Source organism: Kribbella sp. NPDC050459 (assembly GCF_040655315.1).
Lineage (GTDB): Bacteria > Actinomycetota > Actinomycetes > Propionibacteriales > Kribbellaceae > Kribbella.
This window is the reverse complement of record NZ_JBFAJQ010000009.1, coordinates 289579-314052: the sequence shown is the minus strand read 5'-3', so window position 1 is coordinate 314052 and position 24474 is coordinate 289579. Positions and strand designations below refer to the sequence as shown.

The 24474-nt window shown below is 69.9% G+C and carries 26 protein-coding genes; 17 read left to right on the top strand and 9 right to left on the bottom strand.

Annotation, left to right across the window (positions count from 1 at the left end; all coding sequences use genetic code 11):
- Positions 1-12: 12 nt before the first annotated feature.
- Positions 13-462, top strand: coding sequence for a GNAT family N-acetyltransferase (locus AB0I12_RS27940; RefSeq protein WP_359934994.1), 450 nt, complete (start codon positions 13-15; stop codon positions 460-462).
- Here the strand turns inward: AB0I12_RS27940 and AB0I12_RS27935 are convergent.
- Positions 459-1070 (bottom strand): hypothetical protein, encoded by a 612-nt coding sequence (locus AB0I12_RS27935; protein ID WP_359934992.1) that lies wholly within the window; start codon positions 1068-1070, stop codon positions 459-461. The two genes, AB0I12_RS27940 and AB0I12_RS27935, sit on opposite strands and share 4 nt — an antisense overlap.
- A gap of 18 nt (positions 1071-1088) precedes the next feature.
- On the opposite strand from AB0I12_RS27935, the gene AB0I12_RS27930 reads away from it, so the two are divergent.
- The gene (locus AB0I12_RS27930; protein ID WP_359934990.1) at positions 1089-1883 is read left to right on the top strand and encodes an aminotransferase class IV; all 795 of its coding nucleotides are present in this window, start codon (positions 1089-1091) and stop codon (positions 1881-1883) included.
- Here AB0I12_RS27930 and AB0I12_RS27925 read toward each other — a convergent pair.
- Positions 1858-3279: a CCA tRNA nucleotidyltransferase gene (locus tag AB0I12_RS27925; RefSeq protein WP_359934988.1), complete on the bottom strand. Its 1422-nt coding sequence runs from the start codon at positions 3277-3279 to the stop codon at positions 1858-1860. The genes AB0I12_RS27930 and AB0I12_RS27925 overlap by 26 nt on opposite strands.
- Before the next feature lie 63 nt (positions 3280-3342).
- Here AB0I12_RS27925 and AB0I12_RS27920 point away from each other — a divergent pair, with 63 nt between their 5' ends.
- The 10 genes from AB0I12_RS27920 to AB0I12_RS27875 all read left to right on the top strand — a co-directional run bounded on the left by AB0I12_RS27920 (position 3343) and on the right by AB0I12_RS27875 (position 14081).
- Complete coding sequence (locus AB0I12_RS27920; RefSeq protein ID WP_359934986.1) at positions 3343-5631, top strand: hypothetical protein; 2289 nt, start codon at positions 3343-3345, stop codon at positions 5629-5631.
- Positions 5624-7270: a murein biosynthesis integral membrane protein MurJ gene (gene murJ, locus AB0I12_RS27915; RefSeq protein ID WP_359934984.1), complete on the top strand. Its 1647-nt coding sequence runs from the start codon at positions 5624-5626 to the stop codon at positions 7268-7270. The genes AB0I12_RS27920 and murJ overlap by 8 nt, the downstream gene beginning before the upstream one ends.
- A gap of 102 nt (positions 7271-7372) precedes the next feature.
- Positions 7373-9037, top strand: coding sequence for a protein kinase family protein (locus AB0I12_RS27910; protein ID WP_359934982.1), 1665 nt, complete (start codon positions 7373-7375; stop codon positions 9035-9037).
- Positions 9034-9762, top strand: a complete 729-nt coding sequence (gene sigM, locus AB0I12_RS27905) for an RNA polymerase sigma factor SigM (RefSeq protein ID WP_359934980.1) — start codon at positions 9034-9036, stop codon at positions 9760-9762. The genes AB0I12_RS27910 and sigM overlap by 4 nt, the downstream gene beginning before the upstream one ends.
- Positions 9763-9886: 124 nt before the next feature.
- The gene (locus AB0I12_RS27900) at positions 9887-10648 is read left to right on the top strand and encodes a hypothetical protein (RefSeq protein WP_359934978.1); all 762 of its coding nucleotides are present in this window, start codon (positions 9887-9889) and stop codon (positions 10646-10648) included.
- A gap of 118 nt (positions 10649-10766) precedes the next feature.
- Positions 10767-11756, top strand: coding sequence for a thioredoxin-disulfide reductase (trxB, locus tag AB0I12_RS27895; protein WP_359934976.1), 990 nt, complete (start codon positions 10767-10769; stop codon positions 11754-11756).
- A 47-nt stretch (positions 11757-11803) separates the two neighbouring features.
- Complete coding sequence (gene trxA / locus AB0I12_RS27890) at positions 11804-12121, top strand: thioredoxin (RefSeq protein ID WP_355475881.1); 318 nt, start codon at positions 11804-11806, stop codon at positions 12119-12121.
- A gap of 43 nt (positions 12122-12164) precedes the next feature.
- Complete coding sequence (locus AB0I12_RS27885) at positions 12165-13289, top strand: N-acetylmuramoyl-L-alanine amidase (RefSeq protein WP_359934974.1); 1125 nt, start codon at positions 12165-12167, stop codon at positions 13287-13289.
- An 85-nt stretch (positions 13290-13374) separates the two neighbouring features.
- Positions 13375-13629, top strand: coding sequence for a type II toxin-antitoxin system prevent-host-death family antitoxin (locus AB0I12_RS27880; protein WP_359934972.1), 255 nt, complete (start codon positions 13375-13377; stop codon positions 13627-13629).
- Positions 13626-14081 (top strand): type II toxin-antitoxin system VapC family toxin, encoded by a 456-nt coding sequence (locus AB0I12_RS27875; RefSeq protein ID WP_359934970.1) that lies wholly within the window; start codon positions 13626-13628, stop codon positions 14079-14081. The genes AB0I12_RS27880 and AB0I12_RS27875 overlap by 4 nt, the downstream gene beginning before the upstream one ends.
- Here AB0I12_RS27875 and AB0I12_RS27870 read toward each other — a convergent pair.
- Positions 14059-16188 carry an MMPL family transporter gene (locus AB0I12_RS27870; protein ID WP_359934968.1) on the bottom strand — a complete coding sequence of 710 codons (2130 nt, stop codon included), beginning with the start codon at positions 16186-16188 and terminating at the stop codon, positions 14059-14061. The two genes, AB0I12_RS27875 and AB0I12_RS27870, sit on opposite strands and share 23 nt — an antisense overlap.
- A gap of 73 nt (positions 16189-16261) precedes the next feature.
- Here AB0I12_RS27870 and AB0I12_RS27865 point away from each other — a divergent pair, with 73 nt between their 5' ends.
- Positions 16262-16588, top strand: a complete 327-nt coding sequence (locus AB0I12_RS27865; protein ID WP_359934966.1) for a helix-turn-helix transcriptional regulator — start codon at positions 16262-16264, stop codon at positions 16586-16588.
- Here AB0I12_RS27865 and AB0I12_RS27860 read toward each other — a convergent pair.
- The 4 genes from AB0I12_RS27860 to AB0I12_RS27845 are packed head-to-tail and all read right to left on the bottom strand — an operon-like array spanning position 16568 to position 18532.
- Complete coding sequence (locus AB0I12_RS27860; RefSeq protein WP_359934964.1) at positions 16568-17206, bottom strand: permease prefix domain 1-containing protein; 639 nt, start codon at positions 17204-17206, stop codon at positions 16568-16570. The two genes, AB0I12_RS27865 and AB0I12_RS27860, sit on opposite strands and share 21 nt — an antisense overlap.
- A 29-nt stretch (positions 17207-17235) precedes the next feature.
- Positions 17236-17628, bottom strand: coding sequence for a DUF2784 domain-containing protein (locus AB0I12_RS27855; protein ID WP_359934962.1), 393 nt, complete (start codon positions 17626-17628; stop codon positions 17236-17238).
- Positions 17629-17630: 2 nt separating this feature from the next.
- Positions 17631-18284 (bottom strand): GNAT family N-acetyltransferase, encoded by a 654-nt coding sequence (locus tag AB0I12_RS27850; protein WP_359934960.1) that lies wholly within the window; start codon positions 18282-18284, stop codon positions 17631-17633.
- A gap of 47 nt (positions 18285-18331) precedes the next feature.
- Positions 18332-18532 carry a hypothetical protein gene (locus AB0I12_RS27845; RefSeq protein WP_359934958.1) on the bottom strand — a complete coding sequence of 67 codons (201 nt, stop codon included), beginning with the start codon at positions 18530-18532 and terminating at the stop codon, positions 18332-18334.
- Between the two features lie 198 nt (positions 18533-18730).
- Here AB0I12_RS27845 and AB0I12_RS27840 point away from each other — a divergent pair, with 198 nt between their 5' ends.
- The 4 genes from AB0I12_RS27840 (at position 18731) to AB0I12_RS27825 (ending at position 22326) form a co-directional block, all read left to right on the top strand.
- On the top strand, positions 18731-20041 hold the full coding sequence (locus tag AB0I12_RS27840) for a PLP-dependent aminotransferase family protein (protein WP_359934956.1): 1311 nt from the start codon (positions 18731-18733) through the stop codon (positions 20039-20041).
- A gap of 144 nt (positions 20042-20185) precedes the next feature.
- The gene (locus AB0I12_RS27835; RefSeq protein WP_359934954.1) at positions 20186-21133 is read left to right on the top strand and encodes a D-alanine--D-alanine ligase; all 948 of its coding nucleotides are present in this window, start codon (positions 20186-20188) and stop codon (positions 21131-21133) included.
- Between the two features lie 15 nt (positions 21134-21148).
- A complete protein-coding gene (locus AB0I12_RS27830) occupies positions 21149-21973 on the top strand; it encodes an SURF1 family protein (RefSeq protein WP_359934952.1) in 825 nt (274 codons plus the stop codon).
- The gene (locus AB0I12_RS27825) at positions 21970-22326 is read left to right on the top strand and encodes a DUF3817 domain-containing protein (RefSeq protein ID WP_359934950.1); all 357 of its coding nucleotides are present in this window, start codon (positions 21970-21972) and stop codon (positions 22324-22326) included. The genes AB0I12_RS27830 and AB0I12_RS27825 overlap by 4 nt, the downstream gene beginning before the upstream one ends.
- Before the next feature lie 183 nt (positions 22327-22509).
- Here AB0I12_RS27825 and AB0I12_RS27820 read toward each other — a convergent pair whose 3' ends face one another.
- Both AB0I12_RS27820 and AB0I12_RS27815 read right to left on the bottom strand, forming a co-directional pair.
- Entirely contained in the window at positions 22510-23256 is a 747-nt protein-coding gene (locus AB0I12_RS27820; RefSeq protein WP_359935054.1) for a dihydrofolate reductase family protein, read from the bottom strand.
- A gap of 104 nt (positions 23257-23360) precedes the next feature.
- The gene (locus tag AB0I12_RS27815) at positions 23361-24335 is read right to left on the bottom strand and encodes a ParB/RepB/Spo0J family partition protein (protein ID WP_359934948.1); all 975 of its coding nucleotides are present in this window, start codon (positions 24333-24335) and stop codon (positions 23361-23363) included.
- Positions 24336-24474: the final 139 nt, after the last annotated feature.

Here is a 24474-nt window from a genome sequence, read left to right as displayed (position 1 = left end):
CCGTCCGATCGCATGGTGATCGAGGGAGTGGAACTGCGGACGGCACCGCCGACGGACGCGGAAGTACTGGCCCTGACCACGGCGCAACAGGCCGAGCTGGCGGCGATGTACGGCGAGGACCAGCCGCTCGTCGCGCTGCATCCCGACATCGCGTTCACGCTGCTCACGCTGGACGGAGCACCGGTCGGCTGCGTCGGCCTGCAGCCGGTCGCGCCGGGCCTCGGCGAGATCAAACGCATGTACGTCGCCCCGTCCGCGCGCGGCTGGGGCCTGTCCCGCATCCTGCTCGAGGCTGTCGAGGCGTCGGCCCGCACCGGTGGAATGACGCGGCTCCGCCTCGAAACCGGCACCAAGCAGGTCGAAGCGATCGCCCTCTACACGAACCACGGCTACCGCCCCACCCCGCCGTACCCGCCCTTCGAGAACGAGATCGCCTCGCTCTGCTACGCGAAGGACATTTAGAGGTTCAGCACCAGGTCGTCGCCGTCGCGGTGGAAGCCGAGGTTCTTCAGGTACGGCGTGGAGTCGCGCATCCGGGGTGACGCGAGGACCTGGCGGAACCCGCGATCGGTGAAGACGTCACTGCGCCGGTAGACGAACTCACCCGGCGTGAAGTCGCGGTACTTCGGGACCGCGTAATCCAGGTCGATCTGCGCCCGGCCGTCGCCGGCGTCGTGCGCGAGGACGACGCCGACGGTGCGGTCGCCGTGCTGCACCAGGAACGCGTACTGGCTGGTGCCGGGCGTGAAACCGGGGTTGAACCGGGTGATCTCCTTCTGGTGCCGGTCGAGGATGTAGCCGAGGTATTCGTCGGACTCGTCCACCTGCAGCACCTGGTACTCCTTCTCGTCGTGCCGGTGCCGGAGCAGCCGCCACAGGTACACGACGTTGATGACCGCGAGCACCGCGTTCATGCCGACCATCGGCCAGACGCCGATCACGGCGTTGAACCCGACCAGGATCACGCAGCCGACCAGGTTCAGGATCCGCAGCCGCAGGATCCGGGTCTGCAGCAGTGACACTACGACGAGCGCGGATCCGCCCCACCCGATGATGCTCCACACGTCCACACGGCGAGACTAGGGCCTGTGAGCGATTTCCTGATGCTGGACGGCGCCCGGTCACCGGCGGTCGACGCGACGTTGCTGCGAGCAACGGCGTACGGGCATTTCACGTCGATGCAGGTGCGCGACGGGCGTGTCGACGGGCTGGACCTGCACTTCGAGCGCCTGGACCGCAGCACGCGGGAGGTCTTCGGGCAGCCGTTGCCCGAGGATCGGGTCCGTCGCGACCTGCAGGCAGCGCTCGAGCAGGCAGGTACCGGCGATCTCTCGATCCGCGTCAACGTCTTCGCCACCGACGAGCTTCACCTGCTGACCCGAGTCGGCCCGCCGGTCCCGGCTGGCACCGAGCCGCTCCGCCTGCTCGCGTTCCAGCACGAGCGCGGTGTCCCGCACCTGAAGCACACCGGCACCTTCGACCTCACCTACTACGCCCGCAAGGCCGAACTGTCCGGCTACGACGACGCCGTCTTCCACACCGCGACCGGCGAGATCTCCGAAGCCTCGATCTGGAACATCTGCTTCGCCCGCGGGCCGGACCTCGTCTTCCCGTCGGCGCCGGCACTTCCCGGCATCCGCCAGCAGGTCCTCCAACGCGGCCTGGACGACTACACCACCACGCCGGTCCCGCTGGCCGACCTGACGACGTACGACGCCGCCTACCTCACCAACTCGATCGACCCGGCGCTCCCGGTCGCCTCGATCACCACGCAGGACGGCACTACGACGTACGAGCCGCACCCGATCTCGGCGGACACCATCGCGAAGGTCTACGCGGCCGTCCCCGCCCAGCCGATCAGGAGCGGTTCGACCACCAGGTGAGGAGCTCTCCCCGGGCGCGGTCCTCGCCGAGCGGGCCCTGGTCGAGGCGGAGGTCCATGAGGAACCTGTAGGCCTCGCCGACCTCGCGGCCCGGCGGGATGCCGAGGATCTCCATGATCTGGTTGCCGTCGAGGTCGGGGCGCAGGGCGTCGAGCTCCTCCTGCTCCTGCAAGCGTTCGATGCGTTCCTCGAGGTCGTCGTACGCGGCCCGCAGTGAGTCCGCCTTGCGGAGGTTGCGGGTCGTGCAGTCCGCCCGGGTCAGAATGTGCAGCCGGTCGAGCTGGTCGCCGGCATCGCGGACGTAGCGGCGGACCGCGGAGTCCGTCCACTCGCCGTCGCCGTACCCGTGGAAGCGCAGGTGCAGCTCGATCAGCTTGCTGACCTGGTCGATCTGCTCGTTGCTGAACCGCAGCGCCTTCATCCGCTTGCGGGCCAGCTTGGCCCCGACCACGTCGTGATGATGGAACGTCACTTTGCCGCCGGCTTCGTTCCGCTTCGTCTTCGGTTTGCCGATGTCGTGGATCAGCGCCGCGAACCGAACGACGAAATCCGGCGTCGGAACAGAGAGACGAGACTCCAGATCCATGGCCTGATCGAGGACGGTGAGCGAGTGCTGGTAGACGTCCTTGTGCCGATGGTGCTCGTCGACCTGCAGCTTCAGGGCCGGCAGCTCGGGCAGCACGTGCTCGGCCAAGCCGGTCGAGACCAGCAGGTCGAGCCCGATCCGCGGGTGATCGGAGCAGATCAGCTTCTCCAGTTCGTCCCGGACCCGCTCGGCCGACACGATCGTGATCCGGTCGGCCATCGCGGTCATCGCCGCGACCACCGCCGGGTCCGGCGTGAAGCCGAGCTGTGCGGCGAACCGGGCCGCCCGCATCATCCGCAGCGGGTCGTCGGAGAACGAGTCCTCCGGCGTACCGGGGGTGCGGATCCGGCGGTTCGCGACGTCCTCGATCCCGCCGTACGGGTCGACGAACTGGCGCGACGGCAGCCGGACCGCCATCGCGTTCATCGCGAAGTCCCGGCGGGCCAGATCGCCCTCCAGGGAGTCGCCGTAGGCCACCTCCGGTTTGCGCGAGGTGGGATCGTAGGTTTCCGACCTGTAGGTCGTGATTTCCAGGACCCACTCACCCTTGCGACAACCGATGGTGCCGAACGCCTTGCCGATATCCCAGACATGGTCCGCCCAGCCGGACAGCAACCGCTCGATCACGTCCGGGTGCGCTGACGTGGTGAAGTCCAGATCCTTGCTCCCCCGGCCGAGGAGAATGTCCCGGACCGGACCGCCGACCAGCGCGATCTCGTGGCCCGCGGCGGTGAACCGGGATCCCAGTTCGTCGACGACCGGAGCGAGTTGCAGCAGGGCCTGGACGGCGCGCTGCTGTACTGCTGACAACGATCCGGCTGAGGCTGACTGGTCGGCAAAGGGTGACACGGGGAACTAGGTTACGGTGACGGCGTGTTCAGACGGCGACTGAGGCTCCCAGCGGTGCTGGGCGCTTGCCTGTTGGTTGCTGCTTCGGCAGCGACCCTGGCTGCTCCGGCCGAGGCCGCGCCGAGCGACGAGCCGACCGTCCAGGTCACGATCGACTCGTTCGGCCCGGCCGCGCCGAAGGTCGGCGAGCAGGTCGTGATCAAGGGCCGGGTGACGAACACCAGCTCGGTGACGTTCGACGACCCGCAGGCCCTGGCCTGTATCGACCGGACGCGGCTGGCCAGCACTGCCGCCCTGGACGCGATCCCCACCGATCAGAACGTCCCGATGAACGACCGGGACAGCTGCCGCAACCTGACGAACGACGAGCAGACCTTCCAGCCGTTCGAGCAGCCGCTGGCGCCGAAGCAGACGGTCGAGTTCACCTTGACGGTGCCGTGGAAGGAATGGCGGATCACCGGCCACACCGGCGTGTACGTCGTCGGCGTCACGTTCCGCGGCAAGCCGCCGAACAGCGAGCGCGTGATGGCCGGCCGGGCCCGCACCCTGATGCCGGTGCTGGGCCAGGAGCCGCTGACCCGATCGGTCAACACCGCACTCGTCGTACCGCTGCGGCACCGCCCGACCCAGCTCGGCGGCAAGAACTTCGCCAACGAGTCGCTGGCCCGGTCCCTGGCTCCGTCCGGGTCGCTCGGCCGGCTGCTCGCGCTCGGCCAGCAGCACAAGGTGACCTGGCTGGTCGACCCGGCGATGCTCGACGAGATCCGGCAGATGGCCACCGAGTATGTGGTGGTCGGCGAGAACGGACAGACCACACCCGGCACCGGCAAGGCCGTCGCGACCGCCTGGCTCAAGGAGTTCGAGTCCGGCCGGGCCCGCGGCAACCAGATCGTGCTGCTGCCGTACGGCGACCCGGACGTGGCCGGCCTCGTGGACTCCGGCGACCCGCTGAAGAAGCTTGTCGCCCAGGCCCGGACGAAGACCGAACGGTCCGGCGGCGAGCTGGCCCCCGGATTCACCAACGGCCTCTGGCTCGAAGGCGGCGCCGCCGCGAGCCGCTACCTGGCTGCCGCGGCCGGCGGGTTCCCGGGCTCCACCCCCGACGACCTGAACCTGGTCAGCAGCTCCTCGTGGTCTGCCGGCACCCGCCCGGTGCTGACCACCACCCCCGTGTACAACGTCCTCACGCCGGGCGGCACGCACCGCACGGAGCGCACGGTGATCGCCGACTCGTCCCTGACCGCCGGCGGCCCCGACCCGGAGACCGCCGAGAGTCCGCTCCAGGTGCGGCAGCGGTTCGCGGCCGTCACCGCCCTGATCGCGGCTGCGGGCAAGAGCACCGCGTCGGTGGTCATCGCGCCGCCGCGCGGCTGGGACAGTGACGGCGTCGCGACCGCCGCGCTCGCGGGCAGCCTCTCGCTGCCCTGGATCAAGGCCACCGACGTCGCCGGCGTGGTCGCGGCCAACCCGCGACCGCAGGAGACCAAGGCACCGGCCGCGCCGAAGACGAACGGCGTACTCACCGAGTCCCACCTGCAGAGCGTCAAGGACCTCGACGAGGCCACCACGACGATGCAGGACCTGCTCGTCGACGGGACCGCGCTGCCCGAGGTGATGACGCAGGCGCTGCTCCGGTCCACGTCCTCCGGCTGGAACGGTCACCCGGAGGAGGCGCGGCACTTCACCGCGATCGAGCTCGGCTCCGCCAACCAGCAGCTGGGCAAGGTGCACCTGGTGAACGCGAGCGTCGACCGCGGGCTGCGCAAGGAGATCAAGGTCAACCTGGCCGGCAGCAAGGGCACGTTCCCGCTGACGATCACCAACGAGACCGACTGGTCGGTCCGGGTCGGCATCGTGGTCACCTCGGTGAACCGGTCCGACCTGAAGATCAGGACGCCGCAGACCGTCGTGCTCGGTCCCGGTCAGAAGTGGACGCCGCGGATCAACGCGAGCGCCGAGCAGAACGGTCTGATCCGCGCGAACGCGCAGGTGACGAACGCGGCCGGCAAGCCGGTGGGCAAGTCCCAGGAGCTGCTGATCCAGGCCAGCCAGTACGGCAGCGTCGGCTGGATCCTGGTCGGCGCGGCCTGCGCGCTGCTGTTCGGTACGTCGTTCGTCCGCATCTACCGCCGGGTCCGCACCGAGCGCCGCACCACGGCCGCCGCGAGCGCCACGGCCGGCACCGCCGACGCGGCGGAGACGACCGAGACGACGGACACCCCTGATCCCGCCCACGATCGCCCCGGAACGAACGGCGTCGCCGAAGCCCCGGACGCGTCCCTGAAAGAAGGAGTCGGTTCGAAGGATGGCTGACCGCACCCTGCGCTCCGCGGCGGTGATGGCAGCCGGAACGGTGCTGTCCCGCCTGCTCGGATTCGTCCGGATCGCCCTGCTCGCGGCCGCCATCGGCACCGCGCTGCGCGGCGACATCTTCACCGCCGCGAACACCATCCCGAACAGCCTGTACATCCTGCTCGCCGGCGGCGTGTTCAACACCGTGCTGGTCCCGCAACTGGTGCGCGCGATCAAGAACCACGACGACGGCGGCCAGGATTTCACCAACCGGTTGCTGACCTTCGGCTTCGTCGTGCTCGCGGTCGTCACGGTCGCCTGTGTGCTGGCGGCGCCGGCGATCGCCGAGCTGTACATGCCGAAGGAGCTGCACGAGCCGTCCCGGGCGATCGAGAAGGCGAACATGGTGATGTTCGTCCGCCTGTGCCTGCCGCAGATCTTCTTCTACGGCGCGTTCGTCCTGGTCGGGCAGGTGCTGAACGCGCGCCGCCGGTTCGGTCCGATGATGTGGGCGCCGATCGCGAACAACATCGTCGCCTGCGCCTCGATCGTGGTCTTCCTGTTCGTCTACCGGGTCGGTGACCCGCCCGCGACGTACAGCCACGGCGAGGAGCTGTTGCTCGGTCTTGGGCACACGGTCGGCATCGCCGTCCAGCTCCTGGTCCTGCTCCCCTACCTGCGGGCCAGCGGGCACTTCTACCGGCCGAAGTTCGGTCTCCGCGGTACCGGTCTGGGACACACTGCCCGATTGGGCATCTGGACGGTGCTGTTCGTGGCGGTCAACCAGGTGACCCTGGTCGTCGTCACCCGGCTCGCGATCGCCGGTACCGCCTCGGGCGACCCGGGCGCGAAGGCCGGTCTGTTCGCGTACAGCACCGCGATGCTGATCATCCTGGTGCCGCACGGCATCGTCACGGTCTCGCTCGCCACCGCCGCGCTGCCCCAGATGTCGGCGCTCGCGGCCGACGGCGACACGGCCGAGGTGGCGCAGTTGTCCGCCCGGTCGATCCGGCAGACGCTGGCGATCGTCGTACCGGCGGCGGCAGCGATGATCGCGTTCGCGTACCCGATCGTAACGATCATCGCGGGCTACGGCTCGGGCAAGAACAACCTGACGCTGATGTCGTACACGCTGATGACGCTCGCGCTCGGCATCGTGCCGTTCACCATCCAGTACTTCCAGCTGCGCACGTTCTACGCCTTCGAGGACACCCGGACGCCGTTCTTCCTGCAGTGCGTGATCGCGGCGGCCAACATCGCGGCGGCCGTGATCGGGGTCCGGGTGCTGCTCGACCAGGCGCACCTCCGGTTCAGCGGTGTGGTCCTCGGCGCGGCGTACGCCCTCGCGTATCTGGTCGCCGTACTGATCTCCCGCCCGGTGCTGCGCCGCAAGGTGCCGCGGGTCCCGGGCGCCGGGATCGGGCTGCCGCTGCTCGCGATGGTCATCGCCGCGGTGGCCGGCGCCGGCGCGGGACGGGTCGTGCTCTGGGTGCTCGGCCTGGCGATCGACTGGTCCGGCCCGCTCGGCGCGGTCCTCGAGCTGGCGGTCGCGGCGGTCGTGATGCTGCCGGTGTACGCCGCGGTGGCCCGGGTACTCCGTATCCACGAAGTGAACGACGTGGTGTCCATGGTCACATCGAAGCTGCCGATCCGCCGCTGATCCGGACCGCTTGTGCGTTAGTGCACCACCTGTCCGGTCAGCGGGGCACTACGATGGGGCCTGCGATCAGGCCGCTGGGCATCAAGGAGGGCGAGAGACACCGTGTCGAACCAGACCGTGAGTCCTGGTGCCCTCTTGGCCGGGCGGTACCGGATCGCCGAGCTGCTCGCGGAGATCGACGGCGCCCGAGTCTGGCGTGCCGTCGACGAGGTGCTCAGCCGCGCGGTCGTCGTCGACGTCCTGCCGGTCGGTGACCCGCGGACCAACCTGCTCTTCGACGCCGCCCGCCGGGCCGCCGCGGCGAACGACCCGCGGTTCCTGCGGGTGCTCGACTGCGACATGCACGACGGCGTGACGTACTGCGTGCGCGAGTGGGCCGGCGGCCGGTCGCTGGAGCGGATGCTCAGCAGCGGCCCGCTCACCGGGCAGCAGGCCGGGTGGCTGGCCCGCGAGGTGTCCGAGGCCCTCGAGAACCTGCACCGCACCGGCTACGCGCACGGCGCGATCAGCCCGGCCACCGTCGTGGTCACCGACGCGGGCGCGATCAAGGTCATCGGCGTCTCCACCGAGGCGGCGCTGCGGTCGTCCGGCGCCGGTTCACCGGAGGAGGACGTCCACTCGCTCGGCGAGTTGCTCTACGCCTCGCTGACCGGCCGCTGGCCCGGCCCGGCTCCCGCCTGGGGCCTGCAGCCCGCGCCGGTCGAGCACGGCCGGCTGCTGAGCCCGCGCCAGGTGCGCGCCGGCGTGCCGCGCTCGCTGGACGACATCAGCGACCGCCTGCTCGGTGACCCGCCGCGGCACCACGCGCCGCCGATCACCAGCGCGGCCGGCCTGTCCGCGGCGCTGTCCGGGGTCGTCGGCAGCTCGCACGAGCCGCCGAACCAGATGGACGAGACGGTCCAGGTCGCCCGTCAGAACGGCAGCATCGACGACGCCACCCAGGTGGTGCCGCAGCCCCCGCCGCCCGCGCTCGATCCGACACCGCAGCCGTCGTACGACGCCGAGCAGAACGGGTACGGCGCGCCGCAACCGGCGTACAACCAAGCGGCCGAGACGCGTCCGGTGCGCCGCCAGCCGCCCCCGCCGTCGAACGGGAACGGCCGCCGCCGGCATGACGAGCCGAAGCCGAAGGGCTCGTGGGGCGGCCGGATCCTGATCCTGCTCGCGATCCTCGCGCTGCTGTCGGTGATCGCGATGGCCCAGTTCCTGCTCAAGGGCGCGATGAACAACGACCAGGGCAGCGGCGACGGCGGGACCAAGAGCAGTGCCCCGCCGCAGACCAGCACCACTCCGTCGTCGACCGGCGGCGTGGCGAAGATCGTCGGCGCCAAGGACTTCGACCCGGAGCCGGCCGGCAACGGCAACGAGCACTCCGAGGACGTGAAGAACACCTACGACGGCAAGGCGTCGACGACCTGGACGACGATGTCGTACAGCCGGGCGAACCTCGGCGGCCAGAAGCCCGGCGTCGGCATCTACTACGACCTCGGCGCGCCCACCAGCGTGTCGAAGGTCCAGGTAGCGCTGCAGGGCGACGGCACCAGCGTCCAGCTGCTCGTGCCGAAGAGCGCCGACGGCGCCGCGCCGAGCACGGTGGACGGCTGGAAGCCGGTCGCCGACCAGGACGACCAGCCGGAGGGTACGGTGACCCTTACCCCCTCGGCACCGACCGAGACGCAGTACGTGCTCGTCTGGCTGACGAAGCTGCCGAAGGACGACGGCGGCAAGTACCGGGGCACGATCTCGGAGGTCACGATCCAGAAATGACCGCTCACGTGGACTCGGGCAACCCGCCGCCCCGGCCGGACGTCCCGCGCATCGGAGCGGGCGATCCGGTGGCGCAGGGCGCGGTGCAGCCTGCCGCGGCCGGCGGTCCGGTGAGCTACGACCAACTGGACGACCACGAGCTGCTCCGGATGCACGTGGCCGGCAACCCGGACTCGTTCGGGTTCCTGGTCAAGCGGCACCGGGACCGGATGTGGGCGGTCGCGATCCGCACCCTCGGCGAGCCCGAGGAGGCGGCGGACGCGCTGCAGGAGGCCTTCATCTCGGCGTTCCGGCGGGCGGACTCGTTCCGCGGGGACGCGAAGGTGACCACCTGGCTGCACCGGATCGTGGTGAACGCCTGTCTGGACCGGATCCGCCGCCGTCAGGTGCGCGCCGCCGACCCGTTGCCCGAGGACGAGGACCGCGCCGCCGAGCTGGCGGGGCCGGCCGAGGACGATCCGGCCGAGGTGCGGGAGCGCCGGCTGGACGTGCTGAACGCGCTCAAGCAGATCAACGAGGACCAGCGCGCCGCGCTGGTCCTGGTCGACATGGAGGGCTACTCGATCGAGGAGGCGGCCGCGATCCTCGACTGCGCCCCCGGCACGGTCAAGTCGCGCTGCGCCCGCGGCCGCGCCAAGCTGCTCCCGCTGCTGCGCCATTGGCAGACGACCCGGGAGTCCGACGTACCGGACAAGTCCGCCGCGGAAGCGGTGGGAACCGAATGACCGGGTCCCCCGTCGAAGCGAAGTCGCCTGCCTCTGGCGACCGGACGACCGACGCCTTTGACGGAGTTCTTCCTATGACCCTGTGGCTACGGCTGCGTACCTCCCGTGAGGAGGCGAGCCCCCGATGACCGACCCCGGTCTGCCGACCAGTGAGCACCTCGAGCACCTGGACACGGACACGATCGCCGACCTGATCGAGAACCTGCTGCCCGCGACCGAGGCGCACCGCGCTCGTGAGCATGTGAAGGCCTGCCCCGAGTGCCAGCAGACGTACGACGCCCTCCTGGAGCTGACCAGGGACCTGGCCGAGGAGGGGCGCGCCGACATTCCGATGCCGACCGACGTCGCCGAGCACCTGGACGCGGTGATCGTGTCCGAGTCGGTGCTGCGCGCGTCCACGGTCGGCGTGCACTCGCTGGCCCAGATCCGCGAGGAGCCGCGCCGGCACCTGCCGAAGCTGCTCGGCGCCGCGGCGGGTGTGGTGCTGATCGCCGCGCTCGGCGTCGGTGTGGTGTTCGCCACCAAGGACCAGGGCGGCGACGGCGCCGCGTCCGCCGACCCGAACACCCCGCCCGCCGACACGGTTGCGGTCAGCTCGAAGGACATCGGTCCGTCGACGAAGCGCTGGCTGGACCACACCCCGAGCGCGATCCTGCACGGATCGGCCGACGAGCAGTCGTGCGCACGGTCGTTCGCGGCCTCCCGCCCGAACTCGGACGTCCGGCTCGTCCAGCCCGCCAAGGTGGACGGCAAGCGGGCTACGATCATCGGCCTGCAGGGTGCGCAGCCGAGCCAGATCCAAGTGTTCGCGGTCACCGGATGTAGCGTTCCCGGCGGCTCGCCCAGCTCGTTCTACGAGACCACGGTGACGCTGCGCAACCGGTGAGCCCACGTCCGTCTGTCGATGCGGTGCCCCGGCCCCGTGATGGGTACCGTGGGAATGGTCGGCCTCTAGGATCCGTTGAGTACGACGTCACTGTCTCGACGACACGAGGAACGCCTGGATGAGCGAGTCCACCACAGTCCGCAACGTCATCATTGTCGGCTCCGGCCCGGCCGGTTACACCGCCGCCGTGTACGCCGCGCGCGCGGCGCTGGAGCCGCTGGTCTTCGAGGGTTCCGTCACCGCCGGCGGCGCGCTGATGAACACCACCGAGGTGGAGAACTTCCCCGGTTTCTCGCAGGGCATCATGGGCCCGGCGCTGATGGACGAGATGCGCACGCAGGCCGAGCGGTTCGGCGCCGAGCTGGTACCGGACGACGTGATCAAGGTCGACCTGACCGGCGACATCAAGGTGGTCACCGACTCCGCGGGTACCGAGCACCGCGCCAAGGCCGTCATCCTGGCGATGGGTTCGGGCTACCGGAAGCTGGGCCTGGCCGACGAGGAGCGGATGTCCGGTCACGGCGTGTCCTGGTGTGCGACCTGTGACGGCTTCTTCTTCCGCGACCACGAGATCGCGGTCGTCGGCGGCGGCGACTCGGCCGTCGAGGAGGCCACCTTCCTGACCAAGTTCGCGAAGAAGGTGCACCTGGTGCACCGCCGCGACGAGCTGCGGGCCTCGAAGATCATGGCCGACCGGGCGTACGCCAACGACAAGATCGAGTTCCACTGGAACTCGGCCGTCGACACGATCCACGGCGAGGACAAGCTGACGCACCTGACGCTGAAGGACACCGTCACCGGCGAGACCCGCGAGCTGCCGGCCACCGGCCTGTTCATCGCGATCGGCCACGACCCGCGCTCGGAGCTGGTGAAGGGCCAGGTCGACCTGGACGCGGAGGGCTACGTGCTGGTCAAGCCGAACACCACCGAGACCAACCTGCCGGGCGTGTTCGCCGCGGGTGACCTGGTGGACCACACCTACCGGCAGGCGATCACCGCGGCCGGCACCGGTTGTGCGGCCGCCCTGGACGCCGAGCGCTTCCTGGCCACCCTCGAGGACGCGGCCACCGCGGCCGCCGCCGCGGCCACCCAGCCCGTCTCTGTCTGACCTGAACCTCACACCTCACTGAAGGAGATACGCCCGTGGGCGAGAAGATGAACGCTGTCACCGACGCCGAGTTCGACCAGACGGTGCTGAAGAGCGACAAGCCGGTCCTGGTCGATTTCTGGGCCGAGTGGTGTGGCCCGTGCCGCCAGGTGTCCCCCATCCTGGAAGAGCTGAACCAGGACCACGGCGACAAGATCACGTTCCTGAAGATGAATGTCGACGAGAACCCGGTCACCCCGAGCAACTACCGCGTTACCGGTATCCCTACGATCAACGTCTACGTGAACGGTGAACTGGCCAAGTCCATCGTCGGCGCCAAGCCGAAGGCGGCGCTGCTCAAGGAGCTGGCCGACTTCACTGGCTGAGAAGCAGGACAACCCCGTCCGCCACGGTAAGAGGAGCCAGTTGATGGAAGCCCCCCACGGCGTGTACAGGATCGGCGACAGCGGTGAGGCGGTCGCCGAGATCGTCGGCAAGCTGCAGCGGCTCGGGCTGCTGACCGGCGGTCACGACGTCTACGACGAAGCGACCGCGCACGCCGTCCGGGGCTTCCAGCAGCAACGCGGGCTGATGATCGACGGTGTCGTCGGCCCGCAGACCTACCGGGCGATCGACGACGCGCGCTGGCGGCTGGGCGACCGGCTGCTGACCTACGTGCCGTCGCATCCGCTGAGCGGTGACGACGTCCTGAGCCTGCAGGCCAAGCTGCAGGAGCTCGGGTTCGCGGTCGCCCGGATCGACGGGATCTTCGCCGCGGACACCCAGCGCGCGGTGACCGAGTTCCAGCGCAACATGGGCCTGCCGGCCGACGGCACCTGCGGCCCGTCGACGTTCAAGGCCCTCGAGCGCATCCGCCCGATGGCGACCGGCGGCCGCCCGGATGCGCTGCGCGCCCGTGAGGCTGTCCGCGCCGCCGGACCGCGACTGTCCGGCAAGACCGTGGTGATCGACCCGGGCCACGGCGGTTTCGACTACGGCTGGGAGGGCTTCGGCCTGCGCGAGTCCGACATCGCGTACGACCTGGCCGCCCGGATCGAGGGCCGTCTCGGCGCCACCGGCGTCCGGGCGTACCTGTCCCGCGGCCGCGACCAGGGGCCGGACGAGCTGGCCCGAGCCGCGTTCGCGAACGAGACGGACGCGAACCTGTGTGTCTCGCTGCACACCGACGGGTCGATGAACCCGCAGGCGCAGGGCGTCGCGACGTACTACTACGGCAACGACCTGCACGGCGCCTCGTCGAGCGTCGGCGAGCAGTTCGCCGGCCTGGTGCAGCGCGAGATCGTCGCCCGGACCGACCTGCTGAACGCCCGGACGCACGCCAAGACGTGGGACCTGCTGCGGCGGACCAAGATGCCCGCGGTGCGACTCGAGATCGGCTACGTGACGAACCCGCACGACTCCGCCCGGCTGGCCGACCCGGCGTTCCGCGACGTGATCGCCGAGGCGATCGTGGTCGCGATCCAGCGGGTGTACCTGCCGCCGGAGCAGGACGCCGCCACCGGCATGCTCCGCTTCGGGCAACTCACCGTCTGACCACAGTTCGGCGATCGTCGGGTGTATCCCGGAATAAAGTGGCTACAATGCTCTCGAGGTAAGTAGCCACCTAAGGGAGAGCGGCATGGACGTCGGCATTCGGGAGCTTCGCGACAACCTCAGTCGCCACCTGGCTGAGGTCCGCTCCGGACGCACGGTGACAGTGACAGACCATGGGCAACCGGTCGCCCGCATTGTGCCCGTCGGGCAACCGACGCGACTGGAGCGACTTCGCGCCGAAGGGCGCGTGCAGCCCGCCCGTCAGAAGAAGCAGCTCGCGCCCGACCCGATTCATGCCGAGGGCTTGGTCGGCGAGCTCATCGACGAGCAGCGCCGGTGATCGGCTATCTCGACACATCGGCTTTCGTACCGCTGCTGGTCAGCGAGCCGAGCAGTGCGGCTTGTCGGCGATTCTGGGATGACGCGGACGCCGTGGTGTCGAGTCGACTGCTCTATGTGGAGACCGCGGCCGCACTCGCGCAGGCGCATCGCATGGCGCGCCTGGACGACCAGGCGTATTCGTCGTGTCGCCGGCTGCTGGACCAATTCTGGCCGCAACTCGAGATCACCGAGCTTGACGAGGCATTGATCCAGCGCGCGGCAGAACTCGCGGACCTTCTCGCGCTGCGCGGGTACGACGCCGTCCACTGCGCTTCCGCCGAACAGCTGGAGGACGCCGATCTTGTCGTCGCATCCGGCGACAAGCGCCTCCTCGATGCATGGAAGTCTTTGGGGCTGGTCACCTTCGACACCAATGCGCCCGACGACGCTACGAGTGATCCTCGAGCTTGATCTTCGGGAGGATCCGGTCGAGCCCGCTCGGCAGCCACCAGGCGCGGATGCCGAGCAGGCGCAGGACCGCGGGGACGATGACGCAGCGGATCAGCACGGCGTCGAGCAGCACCGCGGTGGCCAGGCCGAGACCGAACTGCTTGAGCATCCGGTCCGGGCTGAGCAGGAACGCGCCGAACACCACGATCATGATCGCGGCCGCCGCGGTGATCACGCTGCCGGTCGTCGCCAGGCCTTCGCGGACCGCCACCCGGGCGTCGCCGGTTCGCCGCCACTCCTCGTGGATCCGGGAGACCAGGAACACCTCGTAGTCCATCGACAACCCGAACACGATCGCGAAGATCATCACCGGGACGAACGCCTCGATCGGCCCGGCCTGCGCACCGAACCAGCCTTGCTGGAACACCAGCGTGATGGCACCGAGCGAGGCGCCGATGCTCAGCAGGTTGAGGACGGCGGCCTTCAGCGGGATCAGCACCGAGCGGAACACCGCCATCAGCAGCAACGCCGACAACCCGACGACGACCAGCACGAAGATCGGCAGCCGCTTGCTCACCGCCGCCGCGAAGTCGTCCGCGGCCGCCGTCGACCCGCCGATCAGGTACGTCGCTCCGGTCCGCCCCTCCAGCGCCGGCAGCGTGTCGTCCCGCAACCGCTGGACGAGGTCGCTCGTCGCCGCGTCCTGCGGAGCCGACTTCGGGAACGCCAGCACGGTCGCGATCTTGCCGTCCGGCGTCAGCTGCGGCGGTGTCACCGCCGCGACCCCAGGATCGGCGGCCAGCGTCTGGCCCAGCGCCTGCGCCGCGGCCGAGTCGCCCTCCGAGACCACGACGAGCGGACCGTTGAAGCCGGGCCCGAACCCGTCCGCCAGCAGGTCGTACGCCTTCCGGCTCGTCTTGGCCGGATCGTCCGTGCCCGCATCCGCGAACCCGAGCCGCATCCCAAGCGCAGGCAGCGACAGCGCCACCAACGCGACGACGCCGAGCACCAGCGGCACCCACGGCCCGCGCTGCACCAGGCCGGCCAGCCGCCGCCACCCGTCGCCCGGCGTACGCCGCTGCTTCGCGGCATGCTTGCGTACGCTCCGCTCGATCCGCTTCCCGAACAGTGTCAGCAACGACGGCAGCAAAGTCACCGCCGCGAGCATCGTCATCAGGACGGTCAACGTGACACCGAGCGCGACGCCCTGCAGTGAGCCGAGTCCCAGCGCCAGCAGGCCGAGCAACGCGATCACCACCGTGCACCCGGCGAACATCACCGAGCGGCCTGCAGTGTCCAGAGCGACGGCCTTCGGGTCGGCCGTGCCCTTCAACAGCTCGTGCCGATAGCGCGAGAAGATCAGCAACGCATAGTCGATGCCGACGCCGAGACCGACCAGCATCATCACCGGCGTCGTGTACTCCGGCACGGTGAAGAAGTGCGACGCGAGCATCAGCAACGCGACCGTGCTGCCGACCGCGAACACGGCGGTCAGCAACGGAAGTGTTGCCGCCAGCAACGACCCGAACAGGAACACGAGGATCACCAGCGCGGCCAGGATGCCCGCGCCCTCGGACGCGCCGCCCGAACTCTCGGCGGCGTTCCGGGCCAGATCGCCGCCGGCCTCGACCTGGAATCCCGGCCGGGCGAGGTCCTGCGCACGGTGGATGATCGTCCGGACGTCCTCCACCGGCATGTCCGCGGCGGCGACGTCCAGCCCGACCGTGGCGTAGGCCGTACGTCGATCTGTCGACATTGCGCCCGGTGCCGCGAACGGATCGGCGACCGAGGCGACGTGCGGGAGGTCGCGGACCGCGGCCAGCATCGACGCGACCCTGGGCTTCTCCGCCGCGAGACCGCTCTCGGCCCGGAACACGAGTTGCACGCTCGCGGTGTCGCCCTGAGGCTGGTGCGCCGCGAAGATGTCCGTCACCCGCTGGGAGTCGGTCCCCGGCAAGGAGTTGTCGTTCTTGAAGTTCGCGCCGACCACGGTCGACGCGACGGTGACCGCGGCCAGCGCGAGCACCCAGAGCACGAGTGCCAGGCCTGCGTGCCGCATGGCCCAGCCGGAAACCCGGTGCAGCACACCGGGCCGGGTCGCTGGTCGGATCGGGGTCTCCACACTCATCGCAGGTCCCTAATAGGTAGATCGGCTACATGTTGCCTCTCGACATTAACAGACCCATGAGTAGACTGGCTACATGAAGGCGGATGCGCTGCGTGGACACCTCGACCCGATGATCCTGGCGGTCGTCGAGCACGAACCGCTGCACGGCTACGCGATCATGGAGGCGTTGCTGGAGCGCAGCGGCGGCGAGCTCGACCTGCCGACCGGCACGCTCTACCCGGCGCTGCGCCGCCTGGAGCGGGCCGGCTACCTGGCCAGTGAGTGGAGCACGGTCGGCGGCCGCAAACGGCGGACGTACCAGCTCACCAGTGCGGGTGCGAAGATGCTTGCCACCGGCAAGCAGGAGTGGGTGACGTTCCGGGCGGTGGTGGAAGGGGTGCTACGCCCAAGCGAGGCGTAAGCCGCGCGTGGCCTGCTGGGCGACCAGAAGCAGCGGCAGCACGACGAAGCCGCAGACCACGCCGAGGCCGAGCAGGCCGTTCGGATGCGGGCTGGTCAGCGCCATCAGGAGGCTGATCGCGCCGATCGCCGCCGCGTTCGCGAGCGCGAAGACCGTCGTCACGCCGGCCAGGTGGTCCCGGACCAGCGGATACCGCAGGCCGATGCCGGCGGCAACGACCGCGAGGACGGCGCCGGCGATGGCGATCGTGCCGACGTCGCGGACCAGCGCCTGCAGCAGGTCGTTCAGCGGGTTGGGGTCGTCCGGCCCGCTGTTCCAGCTCCAGGCGCCTTCCCGCCACACGATGGGCTGGATGATCAGCGCCGCGAACAGCAGCACCGCCGTACGCCGGCTCTGACTGACGGCAAGATCCGCGCGATAGCCCGGCGCGACCTCCTCGAGGGTCCCGAAGTCGGCCACCGCGTGCTTCTCCGCGGCGCGCCTGTCCATACCGTCCGCCTCGAAGGCCTCGGCGGCGTCGGTCAGGTGGTCCCGCGCCTCGGCGAGCAGGTCCGCCTTGCGGCGGCGGGGTCCCCAGAGCTCCTTGCCGAGGGCCGCGAGGTAGTCGTCGATAGGCACTGCTCCAGTATGAGGAGCGCGTCCCCGGCTCACGTCCGGGGTCCCACTGACTCACCCCTGAGCTTGGCGCGGCGCCGGTGCCGGAGGACGAAGAATCCGATGTACCCGATCACGACGAGCGCGAAGCCGACCTTCTCTGCGACGGGAGTCGCGCCGTCGGGCCACAACCAGCCGTTGAGGTAGTGCTGGATGTATCCGCCCGCGTAGACGCTCTCGCCGCCCTCCCGGCGGAAGAACTTCTCGGTCGCCGTCACCGGACAGCCGAAGTCGACCAGCACGATCACCAGGTTCCACACCACGATCGCGAGGTGATACCAGATCAGCTGCGGCCAGCGCCAGGCGAGGAACGCGCCGATCACGAAGAACACGAGCAAGGCGCCGTGCACGAGCATCACCACGTCCGCCAGCACCCGATAGATCACGGCTACTCCGGGCCCGACCGCAGCGCGTCGCGGACCGTCACCGGCGCCGCCGGCGACTGCTCCGGACGGATGGCGCCCATCAGGCGCTCGACGGCTGCCTCCATCTCACTGCGCCAGGTGATCGCCGACCGCAGGTCCAGCCGCAGCCGGGGATTGCGCGGGTGCTCGCGCACCACCCCGAACCCGACCGCACGCAGGAAGTCGGTCGGCCACACGCAGCCCGGCCCGTCCCAGCGTGAGTCGCCGAACGCCTCGACCGCGCGGAAACCTCGCTTCAGTACGTCCTTGGCCACCGCCTGGACGAGGATCTTGCCGAGCCCGAGTCCCAGGTACCGCGGCAGGATCCGGCCGGTCGCGAGAACGACGGCGTCCGGGCTGACGGGTGCCGTCGGGAACGCCTGGATCCGGGGCAGGTACGTCGCTGGGGCGTACACCGCGAAGCCGGCCGGCTCGTCGTCGACGTACAGCACGATACCGGCGGTCCCCCAGTCCAGCAGCAACTGGGACAGCCAGGCTTCCTTCTCCAGCCCGGTGTCGCCGTTGCGGTCGGCCTGCCGCGCCGCCACCGGATCGAGCTCCCAGAACACGCAGTCACGGCACGGGACCGGCAACTCGCCGAGGTTGGCGAGCGTCAGCGGTTCCAGCCGTCGGGCCATCAATGCATCCGTTCAGCGCTACGTGCTGTTGGCTTCGTCACCATCCGTCAGCGGGTGACCGGTTCGGCCGCCGGTTCGGGGACCGGGGCCGGGGTCCGCGCGTCCGGCGTGCGGGTCGCCTCCGGGGCGACGTACCGCTGTTGCACCTTCGCGGCCGGTTGCCGCCGGAACAGCTCGCCGGCGAACCCGGCCAGTACGCCCAGCGCCAGGCCGCCGAGCGCCCATCCGGCTGTCCTGCCCACGCTCATCCCTGATTCCGCCTTCCGGTTCCACCTCTCAGGCCGCACCGCGCGCCCCTCCGGCTGTCTCAGCAGCCAGATTCCGGCATGGTCGAACCTGCCCCTATAAGGCATGGTAGTGAGAGGTCACGCCGATCCCCAGTCCCGACCTGGGTCTGTCGACGTAACCTGGTGACTTCCCCCTCGATCACCGTTGGAGTGGCCCTCGTGAGTGCTGACGTGCCCGATGTCCGGCAGACCCGTCTCGACAACTACGTCGAGGCGTACGCAGCCCGGACGAAGGGCATGACCGCATCGGAGATCCGGGCGCTGTTCTCGGTCGCCAGCCGCCCCGAGGTGGTCTCGCTCGCGGGCGGTATGCCGAACATCGGCGGCCTGCCGCTCGACGTGGTCGGCGGCGCGGTCCGCGACCTGGTGATCGAGAGCGGCGCGACCGCGATGCAGTACGGCTCCGGCCAGGGCGACCCGGCGCTCCGCGACCAGATCTGCGACATCATGCGGCTGGAGGGCATCGAGGCCCATCCCGACGACGTCGTCGTCACGGTCGGCAGCCAGCAGGCCGTCGACCTGGTGACCCGGGTCTTCTGCGATCCGGGCGACGTGGTGATCTGCGAGGCGCCGTCGTACGTCGGCGCGCTCGGCGTGTTCCGCGCGTACCAGTGCGAGGTCGTCCATGTCGCGATGGACGACGACGGCGTGGTGCCGGAGGCGCTGGAGCAGGCGATCGCGTCGGTCCGGGCGGCCGGCAAGCGGATCAAGTTCTTCTACACGATCCCGAACTTCCACAACCCCGCCGGGGTCTCGCTGTCCGACGAGCGGCGGGCGCGGGTGCTGGAGATCTGCCAGCGGGCGGAGCTGCTGATCCTCGAGGACAACCCGTACGGACTGCTCGGATTCGAAGGTGAGCCGCAGCAGGCGTTGCGCGCCGCGGACCGGGAAGGGGTCATCTACCTCGGCTCCTTCTCGAAGACGTTCGCCCCCGGCTTCCGGGTCGGCTGGGCGGTCGCGCCGCACGCCGTCCGCGAGAAACTCGTGCTGGCACAGGAGTCCGCGACCCTGTGCCCGCCGACTTTCAGCCAGCTCGCCATCTCGTCGTACCTGGTCCGGCACGACTGGATGGGGCAGGTGAAGCAGTTCCGGGAGATGTACCGCGAGCGCCGCGACGCGATGCTCGCGGCGCTGGCCGAAAAGATGCCAGCAGCAACCACCTGGACACGGCCGCGGGGCGGGTTCTACGTCTGGCTGACGTTGCCGGACGGGCTGGACGCGAAGGCGATGCTGCCCCGGGCGGTCACCGCACGCGTCGCCTACGTGCCCGGAACGGCCTTCTTCTCCGACGGTTTCGGCTCCCAGTGCATGCGGCTGTCGTACTGTCATCCGACGCCGGAGCGGATCACCGAGGGAGTCGGCCGGCTCGCCGCGGTGATCCACGAGGAGCTCGAGCTCCGCCAGACGTTCGGCCCGCTGCCACCCGGCGCCGGCCGCGAGTACGACGCTCCGGGGCCGGAGCTTTCGTAGGTTTTTCGCCGCTCTGCTTCGCAAAGGTTGCGCAAGGGAGCTGCGGGCGGCCGGGGGTGCGGGAATCGGTAGGGGTACCGTTCGAGTGGGCCTCGGGACCGGCGGCCGTGCCGGAGTCGCCCACGAGTGATCGGGATATTTGTGATGAGTGATCTGGGTCGGGTGCTGGTACTGGCAGGTGGGCTGTCGCACGAGCGGGACGTCTCGCTGCGATCCGGCCGCCGGGTGGCGGACGCGCTGCGCAGTGTCGGCGTCGAGGTCGAACAGCGCGACGTCGACGCCTCGCTGGTCGACCGGCTTCGCGACGATCCCCCGGACGCGGTCTTCCCCGTCCTGCACGGCGTCACCGGCGAGGACGGCGCCCTCCGCCAGGTCCTCGACCTGTACGGCGTTCCGTACGTCGGGGCCGACGCGGCCGCGTGCCGTACGGCGTTCGACAAGCCGGTCGCCGCGACGGTCGTCGGCGCCGCGGGACTGCACACGCCTGCCTCGGTCGTGCTCGGGCACGACACGTTCCGCGAGCTCGGCGCTGCGGCGTTGATGGAGGCAGTGATCCAGCAGGTCGGGCTGCCGCTCGTCGTGAAGCCGGCCCGGGGCGGGTCGGCGCTGGGTGCTTCGATCGTGCGCTCGGTCGAGGAACTGCCGTCGGCGATGGTGAACTGCTACGCCTACGGTCCGGTCGCGTTGATCGAGCAGTACGTCGACGGGACCGAGGTGGCCGTCACGGTCGTCGACACCGGCGACGGGCCGCGGGCGCTGCCTGCCGTCGAGATCCGCCCGGACTCGGGGTTCTACGACTACGAGGCCCGGTACACCGCAGGCGCGACGCAGTTCGTCGTACCTGCTCGGTTGGAGCCTGAGGCCGCCGGTGCCTGCGCCGCGGCCGCCGTCCAGGCGCACCAGGCGCTGGGACTGCGCGACCTGTCCAGGACCGACCTCGTGGTCGACGCCGCCGGCGTGCCGTGGTTCCTCGAGGTGAACGTGGCTCCGGGGATGACCGAGACGTCGCTGGTCCCGCTGGCCGCCGAGGCGGCCGGGATCGAGCTCGGCGTCCTCTGCCGCGATCTGCTTGCCACCGCAGCAGCCCGCTGAGCGCCGGACGTAGCAATGCCAGACCCCCGCTCTCCGGAGCCCGCTCGGCCGCTGTGGCGGACCGTGCTGACGCCGCAGTGGTCCGGTCTCCTGGTGCTCGCTTTGGCGCTCGCCGGTGTCATGACCGCCATGGGTGTGTGGCAGTTGAGCGTGTACCAGTCGAAGACGGCGGACGCGACCGCTCAGCGCGCTGCTGCTCCGCCGGTCGCTCTGCAATCACTCTTCTCCATCGACGAGGGCCTGCCGTCGAAGGCCGTCGGTCGGCGCGTCACCATCGAGGGGACCTGGGGGCCGGCCGCTGACCAGGTGTTCATCGCGGATCGCGCCCAGGACGGCAAGAACGGCTTCTGGGTGCTTTCGCCGCTCATGCTCCCCGACTCCGGCGCTGTGATGGTGGTCCGCGGCTGGGTGCCTGTCGTGGCCGACGCGGCCGCGCAGGCGCCTACCGGTCCGGTGCGGTTGACCGGCTCGGTGGTGGCGTCCGAGGCCGAGGACTCGTCGGCCGACGCCGCCAAGGGGCGGGTGCTGTCGTCGCTGCGGATCCCGACGATCGTGCACCTGGTGAAGTACCGGGTGTACGACGCGTTCGTCGTGCAGACCGCTGTCGACGCGGGCACCGTACCGTCACCGGCACCGGCCACTGTCGTGCCGCCTCCGCCGCCGACGGATCACGCCGGCCTGCGGAACGTGGCGTACGCCGTGCAGTGGTGGATCTTCGCGGCGTTCACGCTGTGGATGTGGGCCCGGATGGTGCTGGATGCACACCGCACCCCGCCGGACGCCGAGACGGGCGACCAGGTCGGGGAGCCTGTGGAGTCAAGCGGTACCGTTTCAGCGTGACTTCCTCTGCTGACCCCGCCACTTCCGCCGCCGGCCCGCAGCCGCTCACCCCGGCTGTCCGCGGCGCCCTGATGCGCTACCGCGTGATCGCGTACGTGGTCGGCGTGATGCTGCTCCTGCTGCTGTTCGTGGCGATGCCGCTGAAGTACCTGGCCGACGACCCCGGCGCGATGAACGTGATCGGCCCGATGCACGGCTTCCTGTACGTCGTGTACCTCCTCGGCACGTTCGACCTGTTCCGCCGGGTCCGCTGGTCCTTCCCCCGGCTGGTCCTGATGGCGGTCGCCGGCACCATCCCGTTCCTCTCGTTCTACGCCGAGCGCAAGACGTCGCACGAGCTTCTCGGTCGCTAGTCGTCGATGTTTCACATGAAACATTCGCGGGAGGTGGCGACGTGGATTTGTCGACATGTCTCTCTGGTGATGAATCCCGACAGTTCGTGCCGTTAACTAGCTCTGTCAGCGCGATCCTAAGCAACCTCGCGGGACTTACATCCGTGTGATTTCTGGGCTCGACGCCGCAGGACAGCGGCCATTTCAGGTCCGCAGAACGGCGTAGTGGAGCCGAACGCTGCCACCGGCATCCGCTCGCATCGAGAGCAGCTGCAACCGGGTCGGAGCCTCGCCGATCGCGAGCGGAGCGCCGTCCATGATCGACGGCGTGCCCAGCCCTCCGACCAGAGCGGGCGCCACCGTCAGGTGCAGCTCGTCGATCAGATCTGCTCGCAGGAGCGTGCCGTTCAAGCCGCCGCCTGCCATCGACAACACGCAGCTGATGCCCAGCTCGGCGCCCATCGCGGCGATTGCCTGCGCCAGGTTGACCCGCTCCTCGCCGGCGACGAGATAGCAGATGCGCTCCCGGCGGAGATAGGCCAGATAGTCCGCCGGCGTCGATCGCGCCACCAGAACCAGCACATCCCAGCCTTCATGCTTCTCGGTCCAGCGCACCCGTCCGCGGCTGTCGACCACCGTGAACCACATGTGCGGCGGCGACGGCTGTCCGATCACGTCGGCCGGGAGGAAGTGGCCGTAGAGCCCGGCCGGATCACCGTCGTACGCCGGCAGCTCGTCGGGCGTCTCGTCCTCGGCGACCAGGCTGCCACTCCCCTCCAGAACGGCGCTGCAGCCGTACTGCTGCCTGACCAGCTCGACGACATCCATCGCGACCGAGTCCGGCGCCGATGGAGTCATCGCCTCCCACAGCCGCGAGCTGGGCTCACGCATCAAGAGGGCATCCCGAACGAGCGCGACCTTCCCGTCGGCACTTGCTCCTACGCTGACCACCACGCGCGGTCGGTTCTGCACCTGGGCCTCCTCGGGCTCGAGAGACCCCCAGACATACCAACGCCCGCCGACAATTCGGCGGGCGTTCGTCTGGGTGATCGGCGTCAGGCCCCGCTGGCCTTGTTCGGATCCATCAGCGTGACGATGCGCTCGAGGTCGTCGAGAGAGGCGAACTCGACGGTGATCTTGCCCTTGGTCTTTCCGAGGTCGACCTTCACGCGCGTCTCGAACCGGTCCGACAGTCGATCCGCGAGGTCGACCAGCCGCGGTGCGACCGGCTTGTTCCGGCGGCGCGGCGCGGCCGTGTCGTCGCCGTGCATGTCCCCGAGCGCGACGATCTCCTCGACCGTCCGCACCGAGAGCCCTTCGGCGACGATCCGCTGCGCGAGCCGCTCGATCGCGTCACCGCTCGGCAGACCGAGCAGCGCCCGCGCGTGGCCGGCCGACAGCACCCCGGCCGCGACCCGGCGCTGAACGGATGCCGGCAGCTTCAGCAGTCGCAGCGTGTTGGAGATCTGCGGACGCGACCGCCCGATCCGCGTCGCGAGCACCTCCTGCGTGCACCCGAAGTCGTCGAGCATCTGCTGGTACGCCGCGGCCTCTTCCAGCGGGTTCAGCTGGCTGCGGTGCAGGTTCTCCAGCAGGGCGTCCCGGAGCATCGCATCGTCCGACGTCTCCCGCACGATCGCGGGGATCGTCGTCAGGCCGGCGGCCTGCGTCGCGCGCCAGCGGCGCTCGCCCATGACGAGCTCGTACGTGTCGTCTTCGAGCCGGCGGACGACGATCGGCTGCAGCAGGCCGATCTCCTTGACCGAGTGGACGAGCTCCTCCATCGCATCCTCGTCGAAGACCGTCCGCGGCTGCTTCGGGTTCGGCGTGATCTTGTCGACCTCGATCTCCGCGAACGACGCCCCCGGCACCGCGGCGAGCTCCGGCTCCTGCGCTCCCTGCGGCGCGGCCGGCGTCGCCACCGGCGGCGCCCCCGGGATCGAGTTCGACTTGCTGCCGAGGGTGGTGGTGCCAGGCGCCGGCGAGCTGGGGATCAGCGCACCAAGTCCGCGTCCGAGTCGGGTGTTCATCGCGCTCCCTCGAGTTCGACTGCCTGCTGAGCTACTGCTGACCTAATCACAACGCTGACCGACGACCGCGGCCGTCACCGCAGCCTGCGTGTCCTGTTTCACGTGAAACGAGCCGGGCCCGTTCCACGTGAAACACTGC

Coding starts and splice junctions, on each gene's coding strand:
- AB0I12_RS27940 (WP_359934994.1), top strand. CDS start 13: ATGGTGATCGAGGGAGTGGAACTGCGGACGGCACCGCCGACGGACGCG.
- murJ (WP_359934984.1), top strand. CDS start 5,624: ATGGCTGACCGCACCCTGCGCTCCGCGGCGGTGATGGCAGCCGGAACG.
- sigM (WP_359934980.1), top strand. CDS start 9,034: ATGACCGCTCACGTGGACTCGGGCAACCCGCCGCCCCGGCCGGACGTC.
- AB0I12_RS27900 (WP_359934978.1), top strand. CDS start 9,887: ATGACCGACCCCGGTCTGCCGACCAGTGAGCACCTCGAGCACCTGGAC.
- trxB (WP_359934976.1), top strand. CDS start 10,767: ATGAGCGAGTCCACCACAGTCCGCAACGTCATCATTGTCGGCTCCGGC.
- trxA (WP_355475881.1), top strand. CDS start 11,804: ATGAACGCTGTCACCGACGCCGAGTTCGACCAGACGGTGCTGAAGAGC.
- AB0I12_RS27885 (WP_359934974.1), top strand. CDS start 12,165: ATGGAAGCCCCCCACGGCGTGTACAGGATCGGCGACAGCGGTGAGGCG.
- AB0I12_RS27880 (WP_359934972.1), top strand. CDS start 13,375: ATGGACGTCGGCATTCGGGAGCTTCGCGACAACCTCAGTCGCCACCTG.
- AB0I12_RS27870 (WP_359934968.1), bottom strand. CDS start 16,188: ATGAGTGTGGAGACCCCGATCCGACCAGCGACCCGGCCCGGTGTGCTG.
- AB0I12_RS27865 (WP_359934966.1), top strand. CDS start 16,262: ATGAAGGCGGATGCGCTGCGTGGACACCTCGACCCGATGATCCTGGCG.
- AB0I12_RS27850 (WP_359934960.1), bottom strand. CDS start 18,284: ATGGCCCGACGGCTGGAACCGCTGACGCTCGCCAACCTCGGCGAGTTG.
- AB0I12_RS27845 (WP_359934958.1), bottom strand. CDS start 18,532: ATGAGCGTGGGCAGGACAGCCGGATGGGCGCTCGGCGGCCTGGCGCTG.
- AB0I12_RS27835 (WP_359934954.1), top strand. CDS start 20,186: ATGAGTGATCTGGGTCGGGTGCTGGTACTGGCAGGTGGGCTGTCGCAC.
- AB0I12_RS27830 (WP_359934952.1), top strand. CDS start 21,149: ATGCCAGACCCCCGCTCTCCGGAGCCCGCTCGGCCGCTGTGGCGGACC.
- AB0I12_RS27815 (WP_359934948.1), bottom strand. CDS start 24,335: ATGAACACCCGACTCGGACGCGGACTTGGTGCGCTGATCCCCAGCTCG.